Genomic DNA, 17,508 nt, shown 5'->3' with positions numbered 1-17,508 from the left:
GCGTGTACAAGCTCGCCTTCTTCGTCCCCGACAGCCATGTCGAGGTGGTCAAGGCTGCTGTGTTCGCCGCTGGCGGCGGGCGCATCGGCGCTTATGACCACTGTGCGTGGCAGGTGCTGGGCCAGGGCCAGTTCCGCCCGTTGGACGGCAGCCAGCCGTTCACTGGGCAAACTGGCCAGGTTGAGAGGGTCGAGGAGTGGAAGGTGGAGTTGGTGGTGGCTGACCAGCTGATCGTTCAGGTGGTTGCAGCGCTCAAGCAGAGCCATCCCTATGAAACACCGGCCTATGAGGTCTGGCCACTGGCCGATTTCTAAGGTTCATCGCACTGCCCATCGCGGGGCAAGCCGCAGCGACGTTTCGTTGCTGTGGCTTGCCCCGCGATGCGTTTCAGGTGGAATAGCACAGGTGCAGCGCTGGATTCGGGCTTTGCACAATCCTGTGGGCGCGGGTTTGCCGGAGGGCCGGACCACCGCAAAACAGGCGACGCGGTGGATGGCACCGGCTACGCCGGTGTTCGCGGCACAAGGCCGCTCCTACAGGTGCTGCGTTGGGTTCAATCCAGCGATATTGCTCAAGCAGTGCCTATCTCGCCGCCATCCAGGCGTTGGATCGCCACGGTCGATGAGCGCGGCCGCAGCTTGGTGCCCGCTGGTGTGACATCGGTCGCCACGTCGGTGGATGGCCAGTTCTCCGGGTGCTGGATATTGATGAACAGCGTCTTGTTGTCTGGCGTGAAGGTGATCCCCGTGACCTCACAGCCATTGGGCCCAACGAAGAAGCGTCGCAGGTCTGTCTGGTTCTGCGCGTTGATCGGCAGCTGTTTGCCGTTGCTGTCCACCAGGTCCGTGGGGATCACTGCCAGCAACTGGTCGTTGGTGTAGCGTGTCACGCTCTCTTCGCCATTGTCGGTTTCGAACCAGAGGATGCCGCGGCTATCGAAACTCATGCCATCGGGGCTGGCGAACTGGTTCATCTCGGTCAGCCCGGAACGGTTGATCTCGGCTGCGCCATCGGCGTTGGCACCGAACACGAAGATGTCCCAGGCAAAATGCCGGTGATCCTCGCTGTCGTGCCAGCGGATGATGTGCCCGTGACGGTTGGGGCCGCGCGGGTTGGCCTTGTCGGTCTTGTCGGCGCTGCGGGCACTGTTGTTGGTCAGCGTCAGGTAGGCATCGCCGTTGAGCGGGTTGACCGCCGTCCACTCGGGGCGGTCCATGGGCGTGGCACCCACGGCGTCGGCGGCGCCGCGCGTGTTGATGATGATGCCTGGCAGGTCGCCGAACAGCGCACCCAGGGTGCTGCCATCGCGGGTCGCGGTAGCGGTGTCGAGCAGCAGCCAGTCGCCGCTGCCATCGTCGTTGAAGCGGGCGACGTACAGCTTGCCCTTGTCCATGTACTTGGCGCCGATGTTCAGGCGGTCCTGGGCCTTGGCGTCGGCCGGGTCCCACAGCGCATCAGAAACGAACTTGTACAGGTACTCGTTGTTGGAGTCGTCACCGGTGTACCAGACCAACGGCTTGCCTGCTACCGCCAGGCCTGGGCAACAGCCCTCATGGCGCAAACGCCCGAGCGCGGTGCGTTTCACGGCGCGCGTGGCGCTGTTGTACGGGTCGATCTCGACGATATAGCCGAACGTGCTGGCTTCGTTGCGGTAGTCGTCAGTGGCGCTGGCGCCCTTTGGGGTCACGTCGAAACGCGCGAACTCGTCGTCCACCTCGCTGGCATCGCCTGCTGCGCTTTCCCAACGGTATTGCCCGGCGTTGGCGGCAACGCCGATACGCACCTGGTCGGCTGGGCGGCTGGCGGTGTTGACGAAGATCCCTGGCCAGTTTTCTTCACAGGTCAGGTACGTGCCCCACGGGGTATAGCCGTTGCCGCAATTGTTGTTGGTGCCGCGGCACTCGACCCCGGCAGGGGAGAAGCGGGTGCGCACGTGCGCGGTGCCGCGCAGGGGGCCGGCGATGTCCATCACCGTGGCGGTGGTGAAGCGGCGGTTGAGTGGGTCGTTATCCACCACCTGCCAGCGCCCGTTGGTCTTGCGGATGCGTACCACCCCGGCGCCGTGGGCGTTGATCTCCTTGCGCACTTCTTCGGCGGGGCGTTGGCCGCTGATCGCGTTGGTCGGGCCATGCGGGTGCAGGGCTGCGGTGTCGATGTATTCGAAGTTGATTGCCAGCAGACCGTCTTCGGAGCTGCCGTCGATGGGGAAGAAGCGCATGCCGTCGTGGTGCATGCCCATGGCGTTGGCCTGGTCGCTGGCGCTGTTGCTGCCGTCGGCTTGCCAGGGTTTGCCGCTGCTGTTGATCGGTGTGCCCCACGGCGCCAGCACTTGTGCGCTATAACCGGGCGCGACGGCGCAGGCATCGAGGCGCGAACCCTTGATGGACTGGAAGCCGAGCTTGGGCTTTGCCGGTTGTGGCGAGGGTGTGGTGCCATCGAAGCAGGCCGTGAGGCCAGTGCCGGCGATCATCGCGATCGCAGCGCCCAGGCTGCCACGCAGCACGCTGCGGCGGCTGAGGTAGGCGTCCATGACGCTGGTCATTGGCAGGTTGCCAGCGTGGTTACGGTCCAGGTTGTCGCCGCTGTCTCGACTCATCGGGTGTCCTTTTTGGTCTGGGATGACGCAGAAGGCCGACTTTAGAACCTCAATGTGATGATTTTCTTGCAGGCGTGTTACCGCCTGTCCAAAGGCATTCGGCGCTTTGGGCGGCCTTGCAAAGCAGCGTGCGACCCAGGCTCTCGATGAGGTGAGTGAATGACCGCACAGGCTTGGCTGGATGCGGCGCCGTGCTTGGCTTTGTGTCAGGCAAAGGCCAGTTTTGCCTAGGGGGTTTCTGTTCGCAAAGACGTTGGCTTAGCGTTTGCACAGGGCCGGACTCAAGGCCGGATTTCGATCAGCGTACCGTCCTTGACCAGGTTCCAGACTTCGCGCATGTCGGCGTTGCGCATGGCGATGCAGCCTTCGGTCCAGTCGAGGGTGTGGAAGTACCACTCGGGGTATTCCTCGTCGATCGGGGTGCCATGGATCATGATCATGCTGCCGGCACTCACCCCGTCACGGCGCGCCTTGGCCGCATCGCTGATGTTCGGGTAGGAGATGTGCATGGCCAGGTTGTAGCGGTCGCTCACTTTGCGCCAGTCGAGCCAGTACAGACCTTCGGGGGTCTTCTTGTCGCCTTCGCGCTCCTTGGCGCCCTTGGGCTGCTTGCCCAGCGAGATGCGGTAGGTCTTGAGCGGTTCGCCACGGCTGATCAGTTGCAGGCGGCGTTCGGACTTGAGCACCAGCACCTTGTCGATCATCTGCCCCTCTGCCGTGGGCGCGGCTTGCACTGGGGCTGGCACGCTGCTGGTCGACGCAGGCTTGCGGATGATGGTTTCGGTGAAGGCCGCTTGCGACACCGAGGCGACACTGAAGCAGAAGAGGGCAAGCAACCAGCGCATGAAACCGTATCCCTGAAAACTATGAGGTGGACGACGAAACGTTCATCGGCGGCAGGTATTCGTGGCCTATGGGGTAGTGCTGCCTGATGCGGTCGCGATAGTAGCATTCTAGTGTGCGTGCGACGGTGCGAAAAGCCAGCTCCGTCCACGGGATTTCGTGTTCCTCGAACAAGCGCACCTCCAGGCTTTCGACGCCAGTGGCAAAGTCCAGGTCGCTCAGTTCGGCGCGGAAGAACACATGCACCTGATTGATGTGTGGCAAGTCGAACAACTGGTAGAGGCTGGTTTGCCCGACCCGGGCACAGGCTTCCTCGACGGTTTCGCGACGAGCGGCTTGATCCAGCGTCTCGCCGTTCTCCATGAAACCGGCGGGCAGGGTCCAAAAGCCCCGGCGCGGCTCGATGGCGCGTCGGCACAACAGCACCTGTGTGCCCCAGGTGGGCAGTACGCCGGCGACGATGTTGGGATTCTGATAGTGGATGGTCTGGCAGTGCTCGCACATATAACGCAGGCGGCTGTCGCCGTCCGGGATTCGCTGGATGACCGACTGGCCGCACGCGCTGCAGAATTTCATGCTTTTATTCCTTGAGGGTCAGGCTATCTTTGCGCGTCTGGCCTGCTCACCGCAAGCGGGCAGGGCTTGGGTGCCTCGCGGCTTTTGGTGCATCATGCACGGCAGGCTTTGGACACGAGAGTGCGTAATGCTGGACGAGCTTCTTCGCCGAATGAGCAATCATACCCCTGCCTCGCTGGAGGTGGATCGCCGCTTCCCGGAAGCTGCGGTACTGCTGCCCATTACCCGCAGCGAGGAGCCGGAGCTGGTGTTGACGCTACGCGCCAAGGGCTTGTCGACCCACGGTGGCGAAGTAGCCTTCCCCGGGGGGCGGCGCGACCCGGAGGACCCGGATCTGGTGTTCACCGCCCTGCGCGAGGCCGAGGAAGAAATCGGCCTGCCGCCAGGGCTGGTCGAAGTCATCGGCCCGCTTAGCCCGCTGATTTCGCTACATGGCTTGAAAGTGACCCCGTTTGTCGGGCTGATCCCCGATTATGTCGAGTACCGCGCCAACGATGCCGAGATCGCGGCCGTTTTCACCGTACCGCTGGAGTTCTTCCGCCAGGATCCGCGCGACCACACTCACCGCATCGACTATCAAGGGCGTAGCTGGTACGTGCCCAGCTACCGCTACGGCGACTACAAGATCTGGGGGCTCTCGGCGATCATGATCGTCGAGCTGGTCAACCTGTTGTATGACGCCGGGATCAGCCTGCACCAGCCGCCAGAGCGTTTCATCCAGAACTGAGCAGGGCTCACCCTGCCGAGCTGCCTTCAACCGTGAGGAGCGTTACATGAAATACCGCCTGGGCGACCTGCGCGTCGAGACCCACCCCACCAGCTGGACCGCACCCACTGCCACGCTGATCGGCAAGGTGCGCCTGCAGGCCCGCGCCAGCGTATGGTTTGGCGCCGTGTTGCGCGGCGACAACGAGCTGATCGACATCGGCGAGGACAGTAACGTTCAGGATGGCAGCGTGATGCACACCGATATGGGCGCGCCACTTACCCTGGGCAAGGGCGTGACCGTCGGTCATAACGCGATGCTGCATGGCTGCACGGTAGGCGACTACAGCCTGATTGGCATCAACGCGGTGATCCTCAACGGTGCGCGCATTGGCAAGCACTGCATCATCGGCGCCAATGCGCTGATCCCCGAAGGCAAGGAAATCCCTGACGGTTCACTGGTGATGGGGTCACCGGGCAAGGTGGTGCGCGAGCTGACCGAGCAGCAGATGCGCATGCTCGAAGCCAGTGCCGCGCATTATGTGCACAACGCCCAGCGCTATGCCCGTGACCTGGTGGCCGAGGATGAATGAGGCAACGCCGCGCGAGCGGCCGGTGGCTTCGCCGTGCGTCAGTGTCTGTGCGCTGGATGAGCAGGACATCTGCACCGGCTGCCAGCGCACGGTGGACGAGATCACTCGTTGGGGGCGGATGGACAATGACCAGCGCCGCGCGGTGCTCAAGCTGTGCCATGAGCGTGCGGTGGCTTCGGGGCTGGTGATCGGCCTGTAGGTTTTTGCTGCGTTGCCGGGCCACCGCGAACACCGGCGAAGCCGGTGCTATACACCGAGTCGCCTGCTTCGCGGGTAAACCCGCTCCCACAGGGCGCAGCCCGGTCGGGCTGGGTGAACTCCCACAGGTCGGCAAGCCCGCTGCGGGTTTACCCGTGAATAGGCGCTGATTGCGAATTCACGTATTCTGTGCCGCTTGCCCTGCATACTGTCGGATCATGTTCTACCTCATCGCCTATATCAGCAGCGTGGTGCTGATCAACTACGCCTTCTCCAGCGCTCCGCACCTGGATGTCATCTGGTCCGCCTGGGGTGGCCTGGTGTTCATTCTGCGCGACATGGTGCAAACCCGCTACGGTCACGGTGCGCTGCTGGCGATGCTGGTGGCGCTGGTGCTGTCGTATGTCACCTCCGAGCCGGCCATTGCCCTGGCCAGTGCTACGGCGTTCTTCATCTCCGAGCTGATCGACTGGCTGGTGTTCAGCGTCACCCGTCGCCCTCTACGCGACCGCCTCTGGCTCAGCTCGGCACTGAGTATCCCGGTAGACACCTTCATTTTCTTCGGCATGATCGGCGCGCTGACGCCGGCGGTGGTTGGCACGGCGCTGGCCTCCAAGTTCGCCGGGGTGACGGCGGTATGGCTGATCATGGCCTGGCGTGCCCGGCGCCTGGCGCTGGCTGGCGGATAGGCCGCTGTACGGTGCATCGCGACACGAGGCCGCTCGCACAGGTAGAATACTGGTCCTTTTTCAGCGGGCAGCGCCACCCGTAGCGCCGCCCCGGACGCCTTCGAGGACCTGAAATGACCCGTATCGGAACCCCATTGTCGCCCACCGCGACCCGTGTACTGCTCTGCGGCTGCGGCGAGCTGGGCAAGGAAGTGGTGATCGAGCTGCAGCGCCTGGGCGTCGAAGTGATCGCCGTGGACCGCTACGCCAATGCCCCGGCCATGCAGGTCGCGCACCGCAGCCATGTGATCAACATGCTCGACGGTGTTGCCCTGCGTGCGGTGATCGAGGCCGAGAAGCCGCATTACATCGTCCCGGAGATCGAAGCCATCGCAACCGCCACCCTGGTCGAGCTGGAAAGCGAAGGTTTCAACGTGGTGCCCACCGCGCGCGCCACCCAGTTGACCATGAACCGTGAGGGCATCCGTCGCTTGGCCGCCGAGGAACTCGACCTGCCGACCTCGCCGTACCACTTCGCCGACACCTTTGAGGACTACAGCAAGGCGGTCGCCGACCTGGGCTATCCGTGCGTGGTCAAGCCGGTGATGAGTTCCTCGGGCAAGGGCCAGAGCCTGCTGCGCAGCGCCGATGACCTGCAGAAGTCCTGGGATTACGCCCAGGAAGGCGGGCGTGCCGGCAAGGGCCGGGTGATCATCGAAGGCTTCATCGACTTCGAGTACGAAATCACCCTGCTGACCGTGCGTCACGTCGGCGGCACCACCTTCCTTGCCCCGGTCGGCCACCGTCAGGAGAAGGGCGACTATCAGGAGTCCTGGCAGCCCCAGGCCATGAGCCCGAAGGCTCTGGCCGAATCGCAGCGTGTGGCGCAGGCGGTCACCGACGCGCTGGGCGGGCGTGGCCTGTTCGGTGTGGAGTTGTTCGTCAAGGGTGATCAGGTGTGGTTCAGCGAAGTCTCGCCGCGTCCGCACGATACTGGCCTGGTGACCTTGATTTCCCAGGACCTGTCGCAGTTCGCCTTGCACGCGCGGGCGATTCTCGGCCTGCCGATCCCGACCGTGCGTCAGTTCGGCCCGTCGGCTTCGGCGGTGATCCTGCCTGAGGGCCAGTCGCAGCAGACCAGCTTCGCCAATCTGGGCGCCGCCCTGAGCGAGCCGGACACGGCCATTCGTCTGTTTGGCAAACCGGAAATCAACGGCACCCGCCGCATGGGCGTATGCCTGGCGCGTGACGAGTCGATCGAGGCCGCGCGAGCCAAGGCGACCCGTGCCTCGCAGGCGGTCAAGGTCGAATTCTAAGCTACAAGCTACAAGCTACAAGAAAGAGCGGAGCCGCGTGCGGTCTGCTTTCTCTTGTAGCTTGCCGCTTGCCGCTCAGAGCTGCGTATCACGCGTCTCTTTCAGGCACAGCACGGCAATCAGGCTGATCACTGCCGCCGCCGACACGTAGCCGCCCACCCAGCTCAACCCACCCATGCTCACCAGTTGCTGGGCGAAGAAAGGTGCCGCCGAGGCGCCGACGATGCCGCCCAGGTTGTAGGCCGCCGAGGCGCCGGTGTAGCGCACGTGGGTCGGGAACAGCTCTGGCAGCAGCGCGCCCATCGGAGCGAAGGTCACCCCCATCAGGAACAGCTCAATGCTCAGGAACAGGGCCACCCCGGTCGTGGAGCCTGAGGTGAGCAGTGGCTCCATGGCAAAGCCCGACGCTACCGCCAGCAAGCCATCGACGATCAGCACCGGCTTGCGCCCGTAGCGGTCGCTCAGCCAGGCCGACAGCGGCGTGGCCAGGGCCATGAAGACTACGGCGAAGCACAGCATGCCGAGGAAGCTCTCGCGGCTGTACCCTAGGGTCGAGACGCCGTAGCTCAGCGAGAACACCGTGGAGATGTAGAACAGCGCGTAACACACCACCATCGCCGCAGCGCCCAGCAGGGTCGGCAGCCAGTATTGGCTGAACAGGTCCACCACTGGCAGTTTCACGCGTTCGTGACGTGCCACGGCTTGGGCGAACACGGGGCTTTCTTCGAGCTTCAGGCGCACGTACAGGCCCACGATCACCAGGGCGGCGCTGAGCAGGAACGGAATGCGCCAGCCCCACTCGCGGAACTGCTGGTCGTCCAGCACCAGTGCCAGGGTCAGGAACAGGCCATTGGCGGCCAGGAAGCCGATCGATGGGCCCAGTTGCGGGAACATGCCGAACCACGCGCGCTTGCCCTGCGGTGCGTTCTCGGTGGCCAGCAGTGCCGCGCCGCCCCATTCACCGCCCAGTCCCAGGCCCTGGCCGAAGCGCAGCACGCACAGAATGATCGGGGCCCAGATACCGATGCTGTCATAGCCGGGCAGCACGCCGATCAGCGTGGTCGACACGCCCATCAGCAGTAGCGACGCGACCAGTGTCGACTTGCGTCCGATGCGGTCGCCGAAGTGGCCGAACAGTGCCGAGCCCAACGGGCGCGCGAGGAAGGCGATGCCAAAGGTGAGGAAGGCGGCGAGCATCTGCACGGTGCCGGAGCCCGAGGGGAAGAATATGGGGCCGATCACCAGCGCAGCGGCGGTGGCGTAGACGTAGAAATCGTAGAATTCGATGGCGGTGCCGATGAAGCTGGCGGTGGCCACCCGGGCAGGGGAGTTGACCGGGGTTGCCGGGGCAGGCTCGGCGTAAGTGCTGCTGGATGTCATTGCATAGGTCCCTGACAGTCGATGCTCCATGGGCGCGGCCATACGGCGGGCGCAAGGCGGCGGGAGCGTATTGTTATGGTTCGCGCGGCTGACGATGGCCCAGGGGTAAGAGCAGGGGCGGGCTGATTCGGGGTACTGAAGCAGGACCGCGGGGCGTGTCAGTGGTGCGGACTGGCCATCGGGCGCCGGGTGCGGATAGCAGGCGTGAGGGCAGGGCTGGATAAGCTCGACCGAGTATAGCTAGCGGGTCACGGTCCAGGCCAGTACCTTGCTGGCGCAATTGTCCTCGGTTGCGAGGATTTCCAGGCGGTAGCGGCCGATCTTCAGGCACACCGCGCTGGCTGGAATGCTCTCCAGCGCTTCGGTGACCAGCCCGTTGAGGGTCTTCGGGCCGCCGTCGCTGGGCAGGTGCCAGCCCAGCGTGCGGTTGATCTCGCGCAGCGACGCAGCGCCTTCGATGATGAAGCGCCCGTCCGCTTGGGGGTGGACATGGGGGTTGTCGAGGCTGTGCTCGTCCTCGAACTCGCCGACGATCTCCTCGAGGATGTCTTCCAGGGTGACGATGCCCAGCACTTCGCCGTATTCATCCACCACCACGCCCATGCGCCGCTGCTGTTTGTGGAAGTTCAGCAACTGCATGTGCAAGGGCGTGCTTTCGGGAATGAAGTAGGGTTCGTAGCAGGCGGCCTGGAGCTTTTCCAGCGTCAGCTCGGCACGTGGCAGCAGGTGGCTGATCAGCTTGGTGTTGAGCACCGCTTCGACCTGGTTGATGTCGTTGTGGTACACCGGCAGGCGGGTGTGCCGGCTGACGATCAGTTGCTCGATGATATGCTCGATGGGCTCGTCGAGGTTGACCCCATCGACGTCATTGCGTGGTACCAGGATGTCGTTGACGGTGATTTTGTCTAGTGCCTGCAAGCCCTCGAACAGGCCATGCTGGGGCTGCTCGGGGACGTCTGCCTGGTCGAAGTCGTCTGGCGCCTGTGGGTGCAGCGCCACCGCAGTGCCTTGCACGCGAAACGGCCGCAGGATCAGCCGGGCGATACCGTCGAGCAGGCGCGCTGGCGGTTGCAATATGGCCAAGGGCAACTTGAGCAGGCTTGCGCCGAGGCTGAGGAAGGCTTGCGGGTTGCGCCGTGCCAGGCGCCGCGGGAGGAACTCGGCGAACACCAACAGGGCCGCTGACGCGCCGAGGCCGGCGAGCCAGAAACCATGCTCGCCGTTGTAGCGCTGGCCGACCAGGCAGGCCAGGCCCATGACCAGCAGTTTGCCAAGGCTGGCGCACAGCACCAGGGCCTGGGCTGGCAGGGAAGGTTCGGCGTGGCCGTTGAGCTGTTGGCGAGCGCTGTCCACTGCGCTAAACAGCGCCGACCACAACAGGGCCAGTGCGAGGGTGCCGAGCAGCGGGGCGTACGGCAAGGTGTCCATGGGCGGTCGTCAGATATGCAGGATGAATTCGCGGACCAGCTTGCTGCCGAAATAGGCCAGCATCAGCAGGCAGAAACCGGCCAGGGTCCAGCGGATGGCCTTGTGGCCGCGCCAGCCCAGGCGTGTACGCCCCCACAGCAGCACGCTGAATACGACCCAGGCCACGCAGGCCAGCAGGGTCTTGTGTACCAGGTGCTGGGCGAACAGATTTTCGAGGAACAGCCAGCCCGAGAGCAGCGACAGCGATAGCAGAATCCAGCCGGCCCAGAGGAAGCCGAACAGCAGGCTTTCCATGGTTTGCAGCGGCGGGAAGTTGCGGATCAGCCCGGACGGGTGCTTGTTTTTCAGCTGGCGGTCCTGCAGCAGCAGCAACAGCGCCTGGAACACCGCGATGGTGAACAGGCCGTAGGCCAGGATCGACAGCAGGATGTGGGCGAGGATGCCGGGCTCTTCATTGATCAGCGGCACGGTGCCCGGAGGCGCGAACTGCGACAGCAGCGCGGTCACCGCACCTAGCGGGAACAGCAGCACCAGCAGGTTTTCCACGGGAATGCTCAGGCAGGCGAGCAGGGTCAGGGCGATCACGGCGGCAGCGATCAGGCTGGCGGCGCTGAAGAAGTCCAGGCTCAGCCCCAGGGGCGTGATCAGCTGGAACAGCAGGGCGCTGCCCTGGGCGAGTACCGCCAGCACGCCAAGTACGCCGAGCAGCCGTTTGTCGGCCCGGGCGCCACGGGCAAGGCCCATGGCCTGGTAGACGGTCGCCGCCACGTAGAGCAGGGCAGCGAGCAGATTCGGGATGAGGCTGGGGGAAGAGAACATAAGTCCTGGCAGGCAAGCCCTAAAGGGACGGAGTTTGGCATAGAACCCGCAGCTCTAGGAAGACTGGGTGCGCGCTTCAAGTTGCAAGCTGCACGTGGCAAGTAAAAGCAGGGGGGGCCTGATGCCTGTCCGCTAAGCCAATTGGGGCGCCAGAGCAGCCTCAATCAAGTAGCAGCGAAAGGTTAACTGACTGGCATCAGGGGGTGGCCTATCGCGCTTTTTCTTGAAGCTTGCCGCTTGCCGCTCCAAGGTGTGCGCAGGTGGCAGTCTTCGCTATAATCGCCGCCTTGTTGTGCCCGGCCTCCACCCCGCGTGTCCCGGGCGCCTGAAAAACCTCGGCTTCACTGGGCCTGAAAGGATCACCATGTTCGAAAACCTGACCGACCGCCTGTCACAGACGCTGCGCCATGTCACCGGCAAGGCCAAGCTGACCGAAGACAATATCAAGGACACGCTGCGCGAAGTGCGCATGGCCCTGCTTGAGGCCGACGTCGCCCTGCCGGTGGTCAAGGATTTCGTCAACAGCGTCAAGGAGCGTGCGGTCGGCACCGAGGTGTCGCGCAGTCTGACCCCAGGCCAGGCCTTCGTGAAGATCGTCCAGGCTGAGCTGGAAAGCCTGATGGGCGCCGCCAACGAAGAGCTCGCGCTCAACGCCGCGCCGCCCGCCGTGGTGCTGATGGCCGGTTTGCAGGGCGCGGGTAAGACCACCACCGCCGGCAAGCTGGCTCGCCACCTTAAGGAACGCAAGAAGAAGACCGTGATGGTGGTGTCGGCCGACGTCTATCGTCCGGCAGCGATCAAGCAGCTTGAAACCCTGGCCAATGACATCGGCGTGACCTTCTTCCCGTCCGATATCAGCCAGAAGCCGGTGGCCATTGCCGAAGCGGCGATTCGCGAAGCCAAGCTCAAGTTCATCGACGTGGTGATCGTCGATACCGCTGGTCGCCTGCATGTCGACGCCGACATGATGGACGAGATCAAGGCCCTGCACGCCGCAGTCAAGCCGATCGAGACGCTGTTCGTGGTCGACGCCATGACCGGTCAGGACGCCGCCAACACCGCCAAGGCCTTCGGCGATGCCCTGCCGCTGACCGGCGTGGTGCTGACCAAGGTCGACGGTGATGCGCGTGGCGGTGCCGCGCTGTCGGTGCGCGCGATCACCGGCAAGCCGATCAAGTTCATCGGTATGGGCGAGAAGACCGAGGCGCTGGAGCCGTTCCACCCAGACCGCATCGCCTCGCGCATCCTCGGCATGGGCGATGTGCTCAGCCTCATCGAGCAGGCCGAGCAGAACATCGACAAGGCCAAGGCCGACAAGCTCGCCAAGAAACTGAAGAAGGGCAAGGGCTTCGACCTCGAAGACTTCCGCGACCAACTGCAACAGATGAAGAACATGGGCGGCCTTGGCGGCCTGATGGACAAGCTGCCGAGCATCGGCGGCGTCAACCTGTCGCAGATGGGCAACGCCCAGGGTGCGGCCGAGAAGCAGTTCAAGCAAATGGAGGCGATCATCAACTCCATGACCCCGGCAGAGCGTCGCGACCCTGAACTGATCAGCGGCTCGCGCAAGCGCCGTATCGCACTGGGCTCCGGTACCCAGGTGCAGGACATCGGCCGGCTGATCAAGCAGCACAAGCAGATGCAGAAAATGATGAAGAAATTCTCCGCCAAAGGCGGCATGGCCAAGATGATGCGTGGCCTGGGTGGGATGCTGCCGGGTGGCGGCATGCCGAAACTGTAAGCGAATCCGGCGGGCTTCCTTGATATCAGGTGGCCCGCCAGACCCCGCTTCGGCGGGGGCATGGCCGTCTTGAGGCGGCTCTAACCAGCAAGGCTGAGCGGCGGGGCATGCACCTGCCGAAAAAGGCATTTGCAAATGTCCGTGTATTCCCTGAGAATATGCGGCCTTTTGGGCACCCGTGTGCCCATTGGGCATTCAGTTTTGCAGCACCGACTATAGGAACGATGTTCACATGGTAACCATCCGTCTTGCCCGTGGCGGCTCCAAGAAGCGCCCTTTCTACCACCTGACCGTGACCAACTCGCGTAACGCCCGTGACGGCCGTTTCGTTGAGCGCGTTGGCTTCTTCAACCCGATCGCATCGGGCGCCGAAGTCAAGCTGTCGGTCAACCAGGAACGCGTCACCTACTGGCTGAGCCAGGGCGCGCAGCCGTCTGAGCGTGTTGCTCAGCTGCTGAAGGACGCTGCCAAGGCCGCAGCCTGAGCAGTATGAACGCGACGCCAGAGAAGGCTGACGACCTCATCGTCGTTGGCAAGATTTTTTCGGTTCACGGCGTTCGCGGCGAGGTGAAGGTGTATTCCTTTACCGATCCGATTGAAAACCTGCTGGATTACCCGCGCTGGACGCTTCGGCACGAAGGCAAGGTAAAGCAGGTCGAGCTGGTCAACGGTCGTGGCTCCCAGAAGGGCCTGGTCGTCAAGTTGAAAGGCCTCGATGATCGTGATGAAGCCCGTCTTCTGAGCGGTTACGAAATCTGCGTTCCACGCAGCCTTTTGCCCAACCTGGCCGCTGACGAGTACTACTGGTACCAGTTGGTGGGTCTGAAAGTCATCAACCAGGACGAACAACTGTTCGGCAAGGTCGATCACTTGTTGGAGACCGGTGCAAACGATGTATTGGTGGTCAAGCCTTGCGCAGGCAGCCTGGATGATCGCGAGCGTCTATTGCCCTATACGGCGCAATGCGTGCTTGCCGTCGACCTGGAAGCAGGTGTGATGCGTGTCGAATGGGACGCGGATTTCTGACGATGGGCAACCTTCGCGTAGAAGTCGTCACGTTGTTCCCCGAGATGTTCTCGGCCATCACGGAGTACGGCATTACCAGCCGTGCGGTGAAACAGGGGTTGCTCCAAGTGACCTGCTGGAACCCGCGGGACTACACCACTGATCGCCATCATACGGTGGATGATCGTCCGTTTGGCGGTGGTCCGGGCATGGTGATGAAGATCAAGCCTCTGGAAGACGCCCTGGCCAGTGCCAGGCAGGCGACCGGAGCATCGGCAAAGGTGATCTACCTTTCGCCACAAGGCCGCAAGCTGACGCAGCAGGCGGTCAAAGGCCTGGCCGAACAGGAATCGTTGATCCTGATCGCCGGTCGTTATGAAGGCATCGACGAGCGCTTTATCGAGGCTCATGTCGATGAGGAGTGGTCGATTGGTGACTATGTGCTTTCCGGTGGCGAGCTGCCGGCCATGGTACTGATCGATGCGGTTACGCGGCTGCTGCCCGGAGCTTTAGGGCATGTGGACTCGGCGGAGGAAGACTCTTTCACCGACGGTCTGCTGGATTGCCCGCACTACACCCGACCTGAGGTGTATGCGGATCAGCGTGTACCCGACGTGTTGCTAAGTGGCAACCATGCACATATCCGGCGTTGGCGGATGAAGCAGTCCCTTGGTAGGACCTTCGAACGACGCGCCGATCTTCTGGAAAGTCGCTCGCTTTCTGGAGAAGAGAAGAAGCTGCTCGAGGAATACCTCCGCGAGCGGGACGATAGTTAAACGTATCGATGGTGGATCGCGTATCCATCTTAGGAGCACAGCATGACCAACAAGATCATCCAGCAGCTCGAAGCCGAGCAGATGAGCAAAGAGATCCCGACCTTCGCACCCGGCGACACCGTTGTCGTCCAGGTTAAAGTGAAGGAAGGCGACCGCTCGCGTCTGCAGGCGTTCGAAGGCGTCGTTATCGCCAAGCGTAACCGCGGTCTGAACAGCGCCTTCACCGTGCGCAAGATCTCCAGCGGCGTTGGCGTAGAGCGTACCTTCCAGACCTACAGCCCGCAGATCGACAGCCTGGCCGTGAAACGTCGTGGTGACGTGCGTAAAGCCAAGCTGTACTACCTGCGCGACCTGTCCGGCAAAGCCGCTCGCATCAAGGAAAAACTGTCCTGAGTACAGTTTGCCCGGTGGCCGAGGCCGCCTAGCGAGAAAAAAGCAGCCTTCGGGCTGCTTTTTTGCTTTCTGCGTCCTGCGTCGATGGATCTACCCCAAGCAGCAGGCGCCACTGTCCTCAACCCCCTTAGACGTGAGTTGCCCATGACCCCGCGCGAGCAGGAAATCCAGCGCCGCACCGAGCTGTCGGTCACCCGTGTGACCAAGGCGGTGTTCCCCAATACCACCAACCACCACAACACCTTGTTCGGCGGTACCGCCTTGGCCTGGATGGACGAAGTGTCGTTCATCGCCGCCACGCGTTTTTGTCGCCTGCCCCTGGTGACCGTGCCCACCGACCGGATCGACTTCAAGCACCCGATTCCAGCGGGCACCATCGTCGAGTTGGTCGGTACGGTGGTGAAAGTCGGCAACACCAGCTTGCAGGTGCAGGTGGATGTGTTCGTCGAGAACATGTACCTCGACGGCCGCGAGCGGGCGATCCATGGTGTGTTCAGCTTCGTTGCCATCGATGAAGACAAGCGTCCGGTGCCGGTATTGCCGCAGGTTTGAGGCAAGCGGTAATCTGCTTTAAGACATTTGGCGACTTGACTCTCTGGTACCCATGGCTGCCCTCGACCACCCCCTGATCGGCCAGTTCCTCGATGCCCTTTGGCTGGAAAAAGGCCTGTCCGATAACACCCGCACCTCGTACCGCAGCGACTTGGCCCTGTTCAACGGCTGGTTGCAGGACAAAGGCGTGGCCTTGCCCGACGCTGGGCGCGAGCTGATCCTCGATCACCTGGCCTGGCGTTTCGATCAGGCCTACAAGCCTCGTTCGACGGCGCGCTTTCTGTCCGGCGTACGTGGTTTCTACCGGTATTTGTTGCGCGAACGACTGATTGGCGTCGATCCGACGTTGCAGGTGGACATGCCGCAGTTGGGACGTCCGCTGCCCAAGTCGCTGTCCGAAGCCGATGTCGAAGCGTTGCTGCAAGCACCCGAGCGCAGCGAAGCCATCGGCCAGCGCGACCGGGCCATGCTTGAAGTGCTGTATGCCTGTGGTTTGCGTGTGACCGAACTGGTCAGCCTCACCCTGGATCAGGTCAACCTGCGCCAGGGTGTGTTGCGGGTGATGGGCAAGGGGAGCAAGGAGCGCCTGGTGCCGATGGGCGAGGAGGCGGTGTTGTGGGTCGAGCGTTACTTGCGCGATGGCCGCGCCGAACTGCTCAATGGACGCCCCAGCGACGTGTTGTTTCCTAGCCAGCGCGGCGAGCAGATGACGCGCCAGACCTTCTGGCACCGGATCAAACATCACGCCCAGGTGGCAGGCATCGACAAACCGCTGTCGCCGCACACCTTGCGGCATGCTTTCGCCACTCACCTGCTCAACCACGGCGCCGACCTGCGCGTGGTGCAGATGCTACTGGGCCACAGTGATTTGTCGACCACGCAGATCTACACCCACGTGGCCAAGGCACGCCTGCAACAGCTGCATGCCCAGCATCATCCGCGCGGATGAATGATTTTCATGTTCCGCCGACCGGTGCTTGAGAGGACATTCCGAAGGCGTCTGTTGTGGTAGGCTTGGACGGTTTGTTGCAAGGGCCGCACGAACGCCGCATTTCCAGCCGCAGGCGTGTTTCATCGGCCCCGTCCGCCCTCAGGAGTTCCCATGCGCGTGACCCAGCTTTTTGCCGCCGCCGCCCTGGCGCTGGCCAGCACCTTTGCCGCCGCCGCGGCGACTGATAGCAATGCCAGCGCCGAGCAGGCGATCCGCAAGTCGTTGCAGAACCTTTCGCTTGAAGTGCCGGTCGAGAGCGTTGCCAGCAGCCCACTCAATGGCCTGTACGAAGTCAAGCTGCAAGGTGGCCGTGTGCTGTACGCCAGTGCCGATGGCCAGTTCGTGATGCAGGGCTACCTGTTCCAGATCCAGGATGGCAAGCCGGTCAACCTCACCGAGAAAACCGAGCGTCAAGGCATCGCCAAGCTGATCAATGGCATTCCGACCGCCGAAATGGTCGTGTACCCGGCCAAGGGCGAAACCAAGTCGCACATCACCGTGTTCACCGACACCACCTGCCCTTACTGCCACAAGCTGCACGCCGAAATCCCCGAACTGAACAAGCGCGGTATCGAAGTGCGCTACGTCGCCTTCCCGCGCCAGGGCCTGGGCTCGGCGGGTGACGAACAGTTGCAGGCCGTGTGGTGCTCCAGCGACCGCCGCGCGGCAATGGACAAGATGGTCGATGGCAAAGAAATCAAGGCCGCCAAGTGCGAGAACCCGGTTGGCAAGCAGTTTGCCCTGGGGCAGTCGATTGGCGTCAACGGCACGCCGGCGATCGTGCTGCAGAGCGGCCAGGTGATTCCGGGCTACCAGCCGGCACCACAAGTGGCCAAGTTGGCCTTGGCCGCTAGCAAGTAATCAATTCAGTACGCCGTCGTCATGGGGTGACGGCATGTTTCACGGTCGGCGCAGGTGCCGGCCGTTC

Annotated in this window: 20 protein-coding genes; 14 read left to right on the top strand and 6 right to left on the bottom strand. The window is 63.1% G+C overall.

The genetic code is table 11. The annotated features are described in order from the left end of the window. Nucleotides 1-2: 2 nt before the first annotated feature. Nucleotides 3-314: a YqfO family protein gene (locus tag FEM01_RS07265; protein ID WP_138218741.1), complete on the top strand. Its 312-nt coding sequence runs from the start codon at nt 3-5 to the stop codon at nt 312-314. A 257-nt stretch (nt 315-571) separates the two neighbouring features. Here FEM01_RS07265 and FEM01_RS07260 read toward each other — a convergent pair whose 3' ends face one another. The 3 genes from FEM01_RS07260 to FEM01_RS07250 all read right to left on the bottom strand — a co-directional run bounded on the left by FEM01_RS07260 (nt 572) and on the right by FEM01_RS07250 (nt 4,015). After that, nucleotides 572-2,596 (bottom strand): PhoX family protein, encoded by a 2,025-nt coding sequence (locus FEM01_RS07260; RefSeq protein WP_138218739.1) that lies wholly within the window; start codon nt 2,594-2,596, stop codon nt 572-574. 281 nt (nt 2,597-2,877) lie between these two features. Next, nucleotides 2,878-3,441 (bottom strand): L,D-transpeptidase family protein, encoded by a 564-nt coding sequence (locus FEM01_RS07255; RefSeq protein ID WP_138218737.1) that lies wholly within the window; start codon nt 3,439-3,441, stop codon nt 2,878-2,880. A gap of 19 nt (nt 3,442-3,460) precedes the next feature. Then, a complete protein-coding gene (locus FEM01_RS07250; protein WP_138218735.1) occupies nt 3,461-4,015 on the bottom strand; it encodes an NUDIX hydrolase in 555 nt (184 codons plus the stop codon). Between the two features lie 127 nt (nt 4,016-4,142). Here FEM01_RS07250 and FEM01_RS07245 point away from each other — a divergent pair, with 127 nt between their 5' ends. The 5 genes from FEM01_RS07245 to purT all read left to right on the top strand — a co-directional run bounded on the left by FEM01_RS07245 (nt 4,143) and on the right by purT (nt 7,495). Further along, nucleotides 4,143-4,742 carry a CoA pyrophosphatase gene (locus FEM01_RS07245; protein ID WP_138218733.1) on the top strand — a complete coding sequence of 200 codons (600 nt, stop codon included), beginning with the start codon at nt 4,143-4,145 and terminating at the stop codon, nt 4,740-4,742. Between the two features lie 46 nt (nt 4,743-4,788). Then, nucleotides 4,789-5,313 carry a gamma carbonic anhydrase family protein gene (locus tag FEM01_RS07240; protein WP_138218731.1) on the top strand — a complete coding sequence of 175 codons (525 nt, stop codon included), beginning with the start codon at nt 4,789-4,791 and terminating at the stop codon, nt 5,311-5,313. Then, nucleotides 5,306-5,512 carry a DUF1289 domain-containing protein gene (locus FEM01_RS07235; protein ID WP_138218729.1) on the top strand — a complete coding sequence of 69 codons (207 nt, stop codon included), beginning with the start codon at nt 5,306-5,308 and terminating at the stop codon, nt 5,510-5,512. Before FEM01_RS07240 ends, FEM01_RS07235 begins: the two co-directional genes overlap by 8 nt. 217 nt (nt 5,513-5,729) lie before the next feature. Next, on the top strand, nt 5,730-6,200 hold the full coding sequence (locus FEM01_RS07230; protein ID WP_138218727.1) for a VUT family protein: 471 nt from the start codon (nt 5,730-5,732) through the stop codon (nt 6,198-6,200). 113 nt (nt 6,201-6,313) lie between these two features. Further along, nucleotides 6,314-7,495, top strand: a complete 1,182-nt coding sequence (purT, locus tag FEM01_RS07225; protein ID WP_138218725.1) for a formate-dependent phosphoribosylglycinamide formyltransferase — start codon at nt 6,314-6,316, stop codon at nt 7,493-7,495. Nucleotides 7,496-7,570: 75 nt separating this feature from the next. Here purT and FEM01_RS07220 read toward each other — a convergent pair whose 3' ends face one another. From FEM01_RS07220 to FEM01_RS07210, 3 genes are all read right to left on the bottom strand, one after another. Continuing rightward, nucleotides 7,571-8,875, bottom strand: coding sequence for an MFS transporter (locus FEM01_RS07220; protein ID WP_138218723.1), 1,305 nt, complete (start codon nt 8,873-8,875; stop codon nt 7,571-7,573). A gap of 240 nt (nt 8,876-9,115) precedes the next feature. Then, nucleotides 9,116-10,303 (bottom strand): transporter associated domain-containing protein, encoded by a 1,188-nt coding sequence (locus tag FEM01_RS07215; RefSeq protein ID WP_138218721.1) that lies wholly within the window; start codon nt 10,301-10,303, stop codon nt 9,116-9,118. A gap of 9 nt (nt 10,304-10,312) precedes the next feature. Beyond that, nucleotides 10,313-11,122 (bottom strand): cytochrome C assembly family protein, encoded by an 810-nt coding sequence (locus FEM01_RS07210; protein WP_138218719.1) that lies wholly within the window; start codon nt 11,120-11,122, stop codon nt 10,313-10,315. A 364-nt stretch (nt 11,123-11,486) separates the two neighbouring features. On the opposite strand from FEM01_RS07210, the gene ffh reads away from it, so the two are divergent. The 8 genes from ffh (at nt 11,487) to FEM01_RS07170 (ending at nt 17,441) form a co-directional block, all read left to right on the top strand. Beyond that, complete coding sequence (gene ffh / locus FEM01_RS07205; RefSeq protein WP_138218717.1) at nt 11,487-12,863, top strand: signal recognition particle protein; 1,377 nt, start codon at nt 11,487-11,489, stop codon at nt 12,861-12,863. Between the two features lie 232 nt (nt 12,864-13,095). Continuing rightward, entirely contained in the window at nt 13,096-13,347 is a 252-nt protein-coding gene (gene rpsP / locus FEM01_RS07200) for a 30S ribosomal protein S16 (protein ID WP_008094480.1), read from the top strand. A 5-nt stretch (nt 13,348-13,352) separates the two neighbouring features. After that, nucleotides 13,353-13,889 (top strand): ribosome maturation factor RimM, encoded by a 537-nt coding sequence (rimM, locus tag FEM01_RS07195; protein WP_138218715.1) that lies wholly within the window; start codon nt 13,353-13,355, stop codon nt 13,887-13,889. A 2-nt stretch (nt 13,890-13,891) separates the two neighbouring features. After that, a complete protein-coding gene (gene trmD, locus FEM01_RS07190) occupies nt 13,892-14,644 on the top strand; it encodes a tRNA (guanosine(37)-N1)-methyltransferase TrmD (protein ID WP_054895625.1) in 753 nt (250 codons plus the stop codon). A 42-nt stretch (nt 14,645-14,686) separates the two neighbouring features. Then, entirely contained in the window at nt 14,687-15,037 is a 351-nt protein-coding gene (rplS, locus tag FEM01_RS07185; protein ID WP_011535315.1) for a 50S ribosomal protein L19, read from the top strand. 144 nt (nt 15,038-15,181) lie between these two features. Further along, the gene (locus FEM01_RS07180; RefSeq protein ID WP_138218713.1) at nt 15,182-15,589 is read left to right on the top strand and encodes an acyl-CoA thioesterase; all 408 of its coding nucleotides are present in this window, start codon (nt 15,182-15,184) and stop codon (nt 15,587-15,589) included. 52 nt (nt 15,590-15,641) lie between these two features. After that, the gene (gene xerD, locus FEM01_RS07175) at nt 15,642-16,538 is read left to right on the top strand and encodes a site-specific tyrosine recombinase XerD (RefSeq protein ID WP_138218711.1); all 897 of its coding nucleotides are present in this window, start codon (nt 15,642-15,644) and stop codon (nt 16,536-16,538) included. A 153-nt stretch (nt 16,539-16,691) separates the two neighbouring features. Continuing rightward, entirely contained in the window at nt 16,692-17,441 is a 750-nt protein-coding gene (locus FEM01_RS07170; protein ID WP_138218709.1) for a DsbC family protein, read from the top strand. Nucleotides 17,442-17,508: the final 67 nt, after the last annotated feature.

The organism is Pseudomonas mosselii, from assembly GCF_005796105.1.
In the GTDB taxonomy this organism is placed as follows: domain Bacteria; phylum Pseudomonadota; class Gammaproteobacteria; order Pseudomonadales; family Pseudomonadaceae; genus Aquipseudomonas; species Aquipseudomonas mosselii_C.
This window is presented reverse-complemented; position numbering and strand designations above follow the sequence as displayed.

Coding starts and splice junctions, on each gene's coding strand:
- FEM01_RS07260 (WP_138218739.1), bottom strand. CDS start 2,596: ATGAGTCGAGACAGCGGCGACAACCTGGACCGTAACCACGCTGGCAAC.
- FEM01_RS07255 (WP_138218737.1), bottom strand. CDS start 3,441: ATGCGCTGGTTGCTTGCCCTCTTCTGCTTCAGTGTCGCCTCGGTGTCG.
- rpsP (WP_008094480.1), top strand. CDS start 13,096: ATGGTAACCATCCGTCTTGCCCGTGGCGGCTCCAAGAAGCGCCCTTTC.
- FEM01_RS07245 (WP_138218733.1), top strand. CDS start 4,143: ATGCTGGACGAGCTTCTTCGCCGAATGAGCAATCATACCCCTGCCTCG.
- purT (WP_138218725.1), top strand. CDS start 6,314: ATGACCCGTATCGGAACCCCATTGTCGCCCACCGCGACCCGTGTACTG.
- ffh (WP_138218717.1), top strand. CDS start 11,487: ATGTTCGAAAACCTGACCGACCGCCTGTCACAGACGCTGCGCCATGTC.
- FEM01_RS07215 (WP_138218721.1), bottom strand. CDS start 10,303: ATGGACACCTTGCCGTACGCCCCGCTGCTCGGCACCCTCGCACTGGCC.
- rplS (WP_011535315.1), top strand. CDS start 14,687: ATGACCAACAAGATCATCCAGCAGCTCGAAGCCGAGCAGATGAGCAAA.
- trmD (WP_054895625.1), top strand. CDS start 13,892: ATGGGCAACCTTCGCGTAGAAGTCGTCACGTTGTTCCCCGAGATGTTC.
- FEM01_RS07230 (WP_138218727.1), top strand. CDS start 5,730: ATGTTCTACCTCATCGCCTATATCAGCAGCGTGGTGCTGATCAACTAC.
- xerD (WP_138218711.1), top strand. CDS start 15,642: ATGGCTGCCCTCGACCACCCCCTGATCGGCCAGTTCCTCGATGCCCTT.
- FEM01_RS07220 (WP_138218723.1), bottom strand. CDS start 8,875: ATGACATCCAGCAGCACTTACGCCGAGCCTGCCCCGGCAACCCCGGTC.
- FEM01_RS07170 (WP_138218709.1), top strand. CDS start 16,692: ATGCGCGTGACCCAGCTTTTTGCCGCCGCCGCCCTGGCGCTGGCCAGC.
- rimM (WP_138218715.1), top strand. CDS start 13,353: ATGAACGCGACGCCAGAGAAGGCTGACGACCTCATCGTCGTTGGCAAG.
- FEM01_RS07180 (WP_138218713.1), top strand. CDS start 15,182: ATGACCCCGCGCGAGCAGGAAATCCAGCGCCGCACCGAGCTGTCGGTC.
- FEM01_RS07240 (WP_138218731.1), top strand. CDS start 4,789: ATGAAATACCGCCTGGGCGACCTGCGCGTCGAGACCCACCCCACCAGC.
- FEM01_RS07210 (WP_138218719.1), bottom strand. CDS start 11,122: ATGTTCTCTTCCCCCAGCCTCATCCCGAATCTGCTCGCTGCCCTGCTC.
- FEM01_RS07250 (WP_138218735.1), bottom strand. CDS start 4,015: ATGAAATTCTGCAGCGCGTGCGGCCAGTCGGTCATCCAGCGAATCCCG.
- FEM01_RS07235 (WP_138218729.1), top strand. CDS start 5,306: ATGAATGAGGCAACGCCGCGCGAGCGGCCGGTGGCTTCGCCGTGCGTC.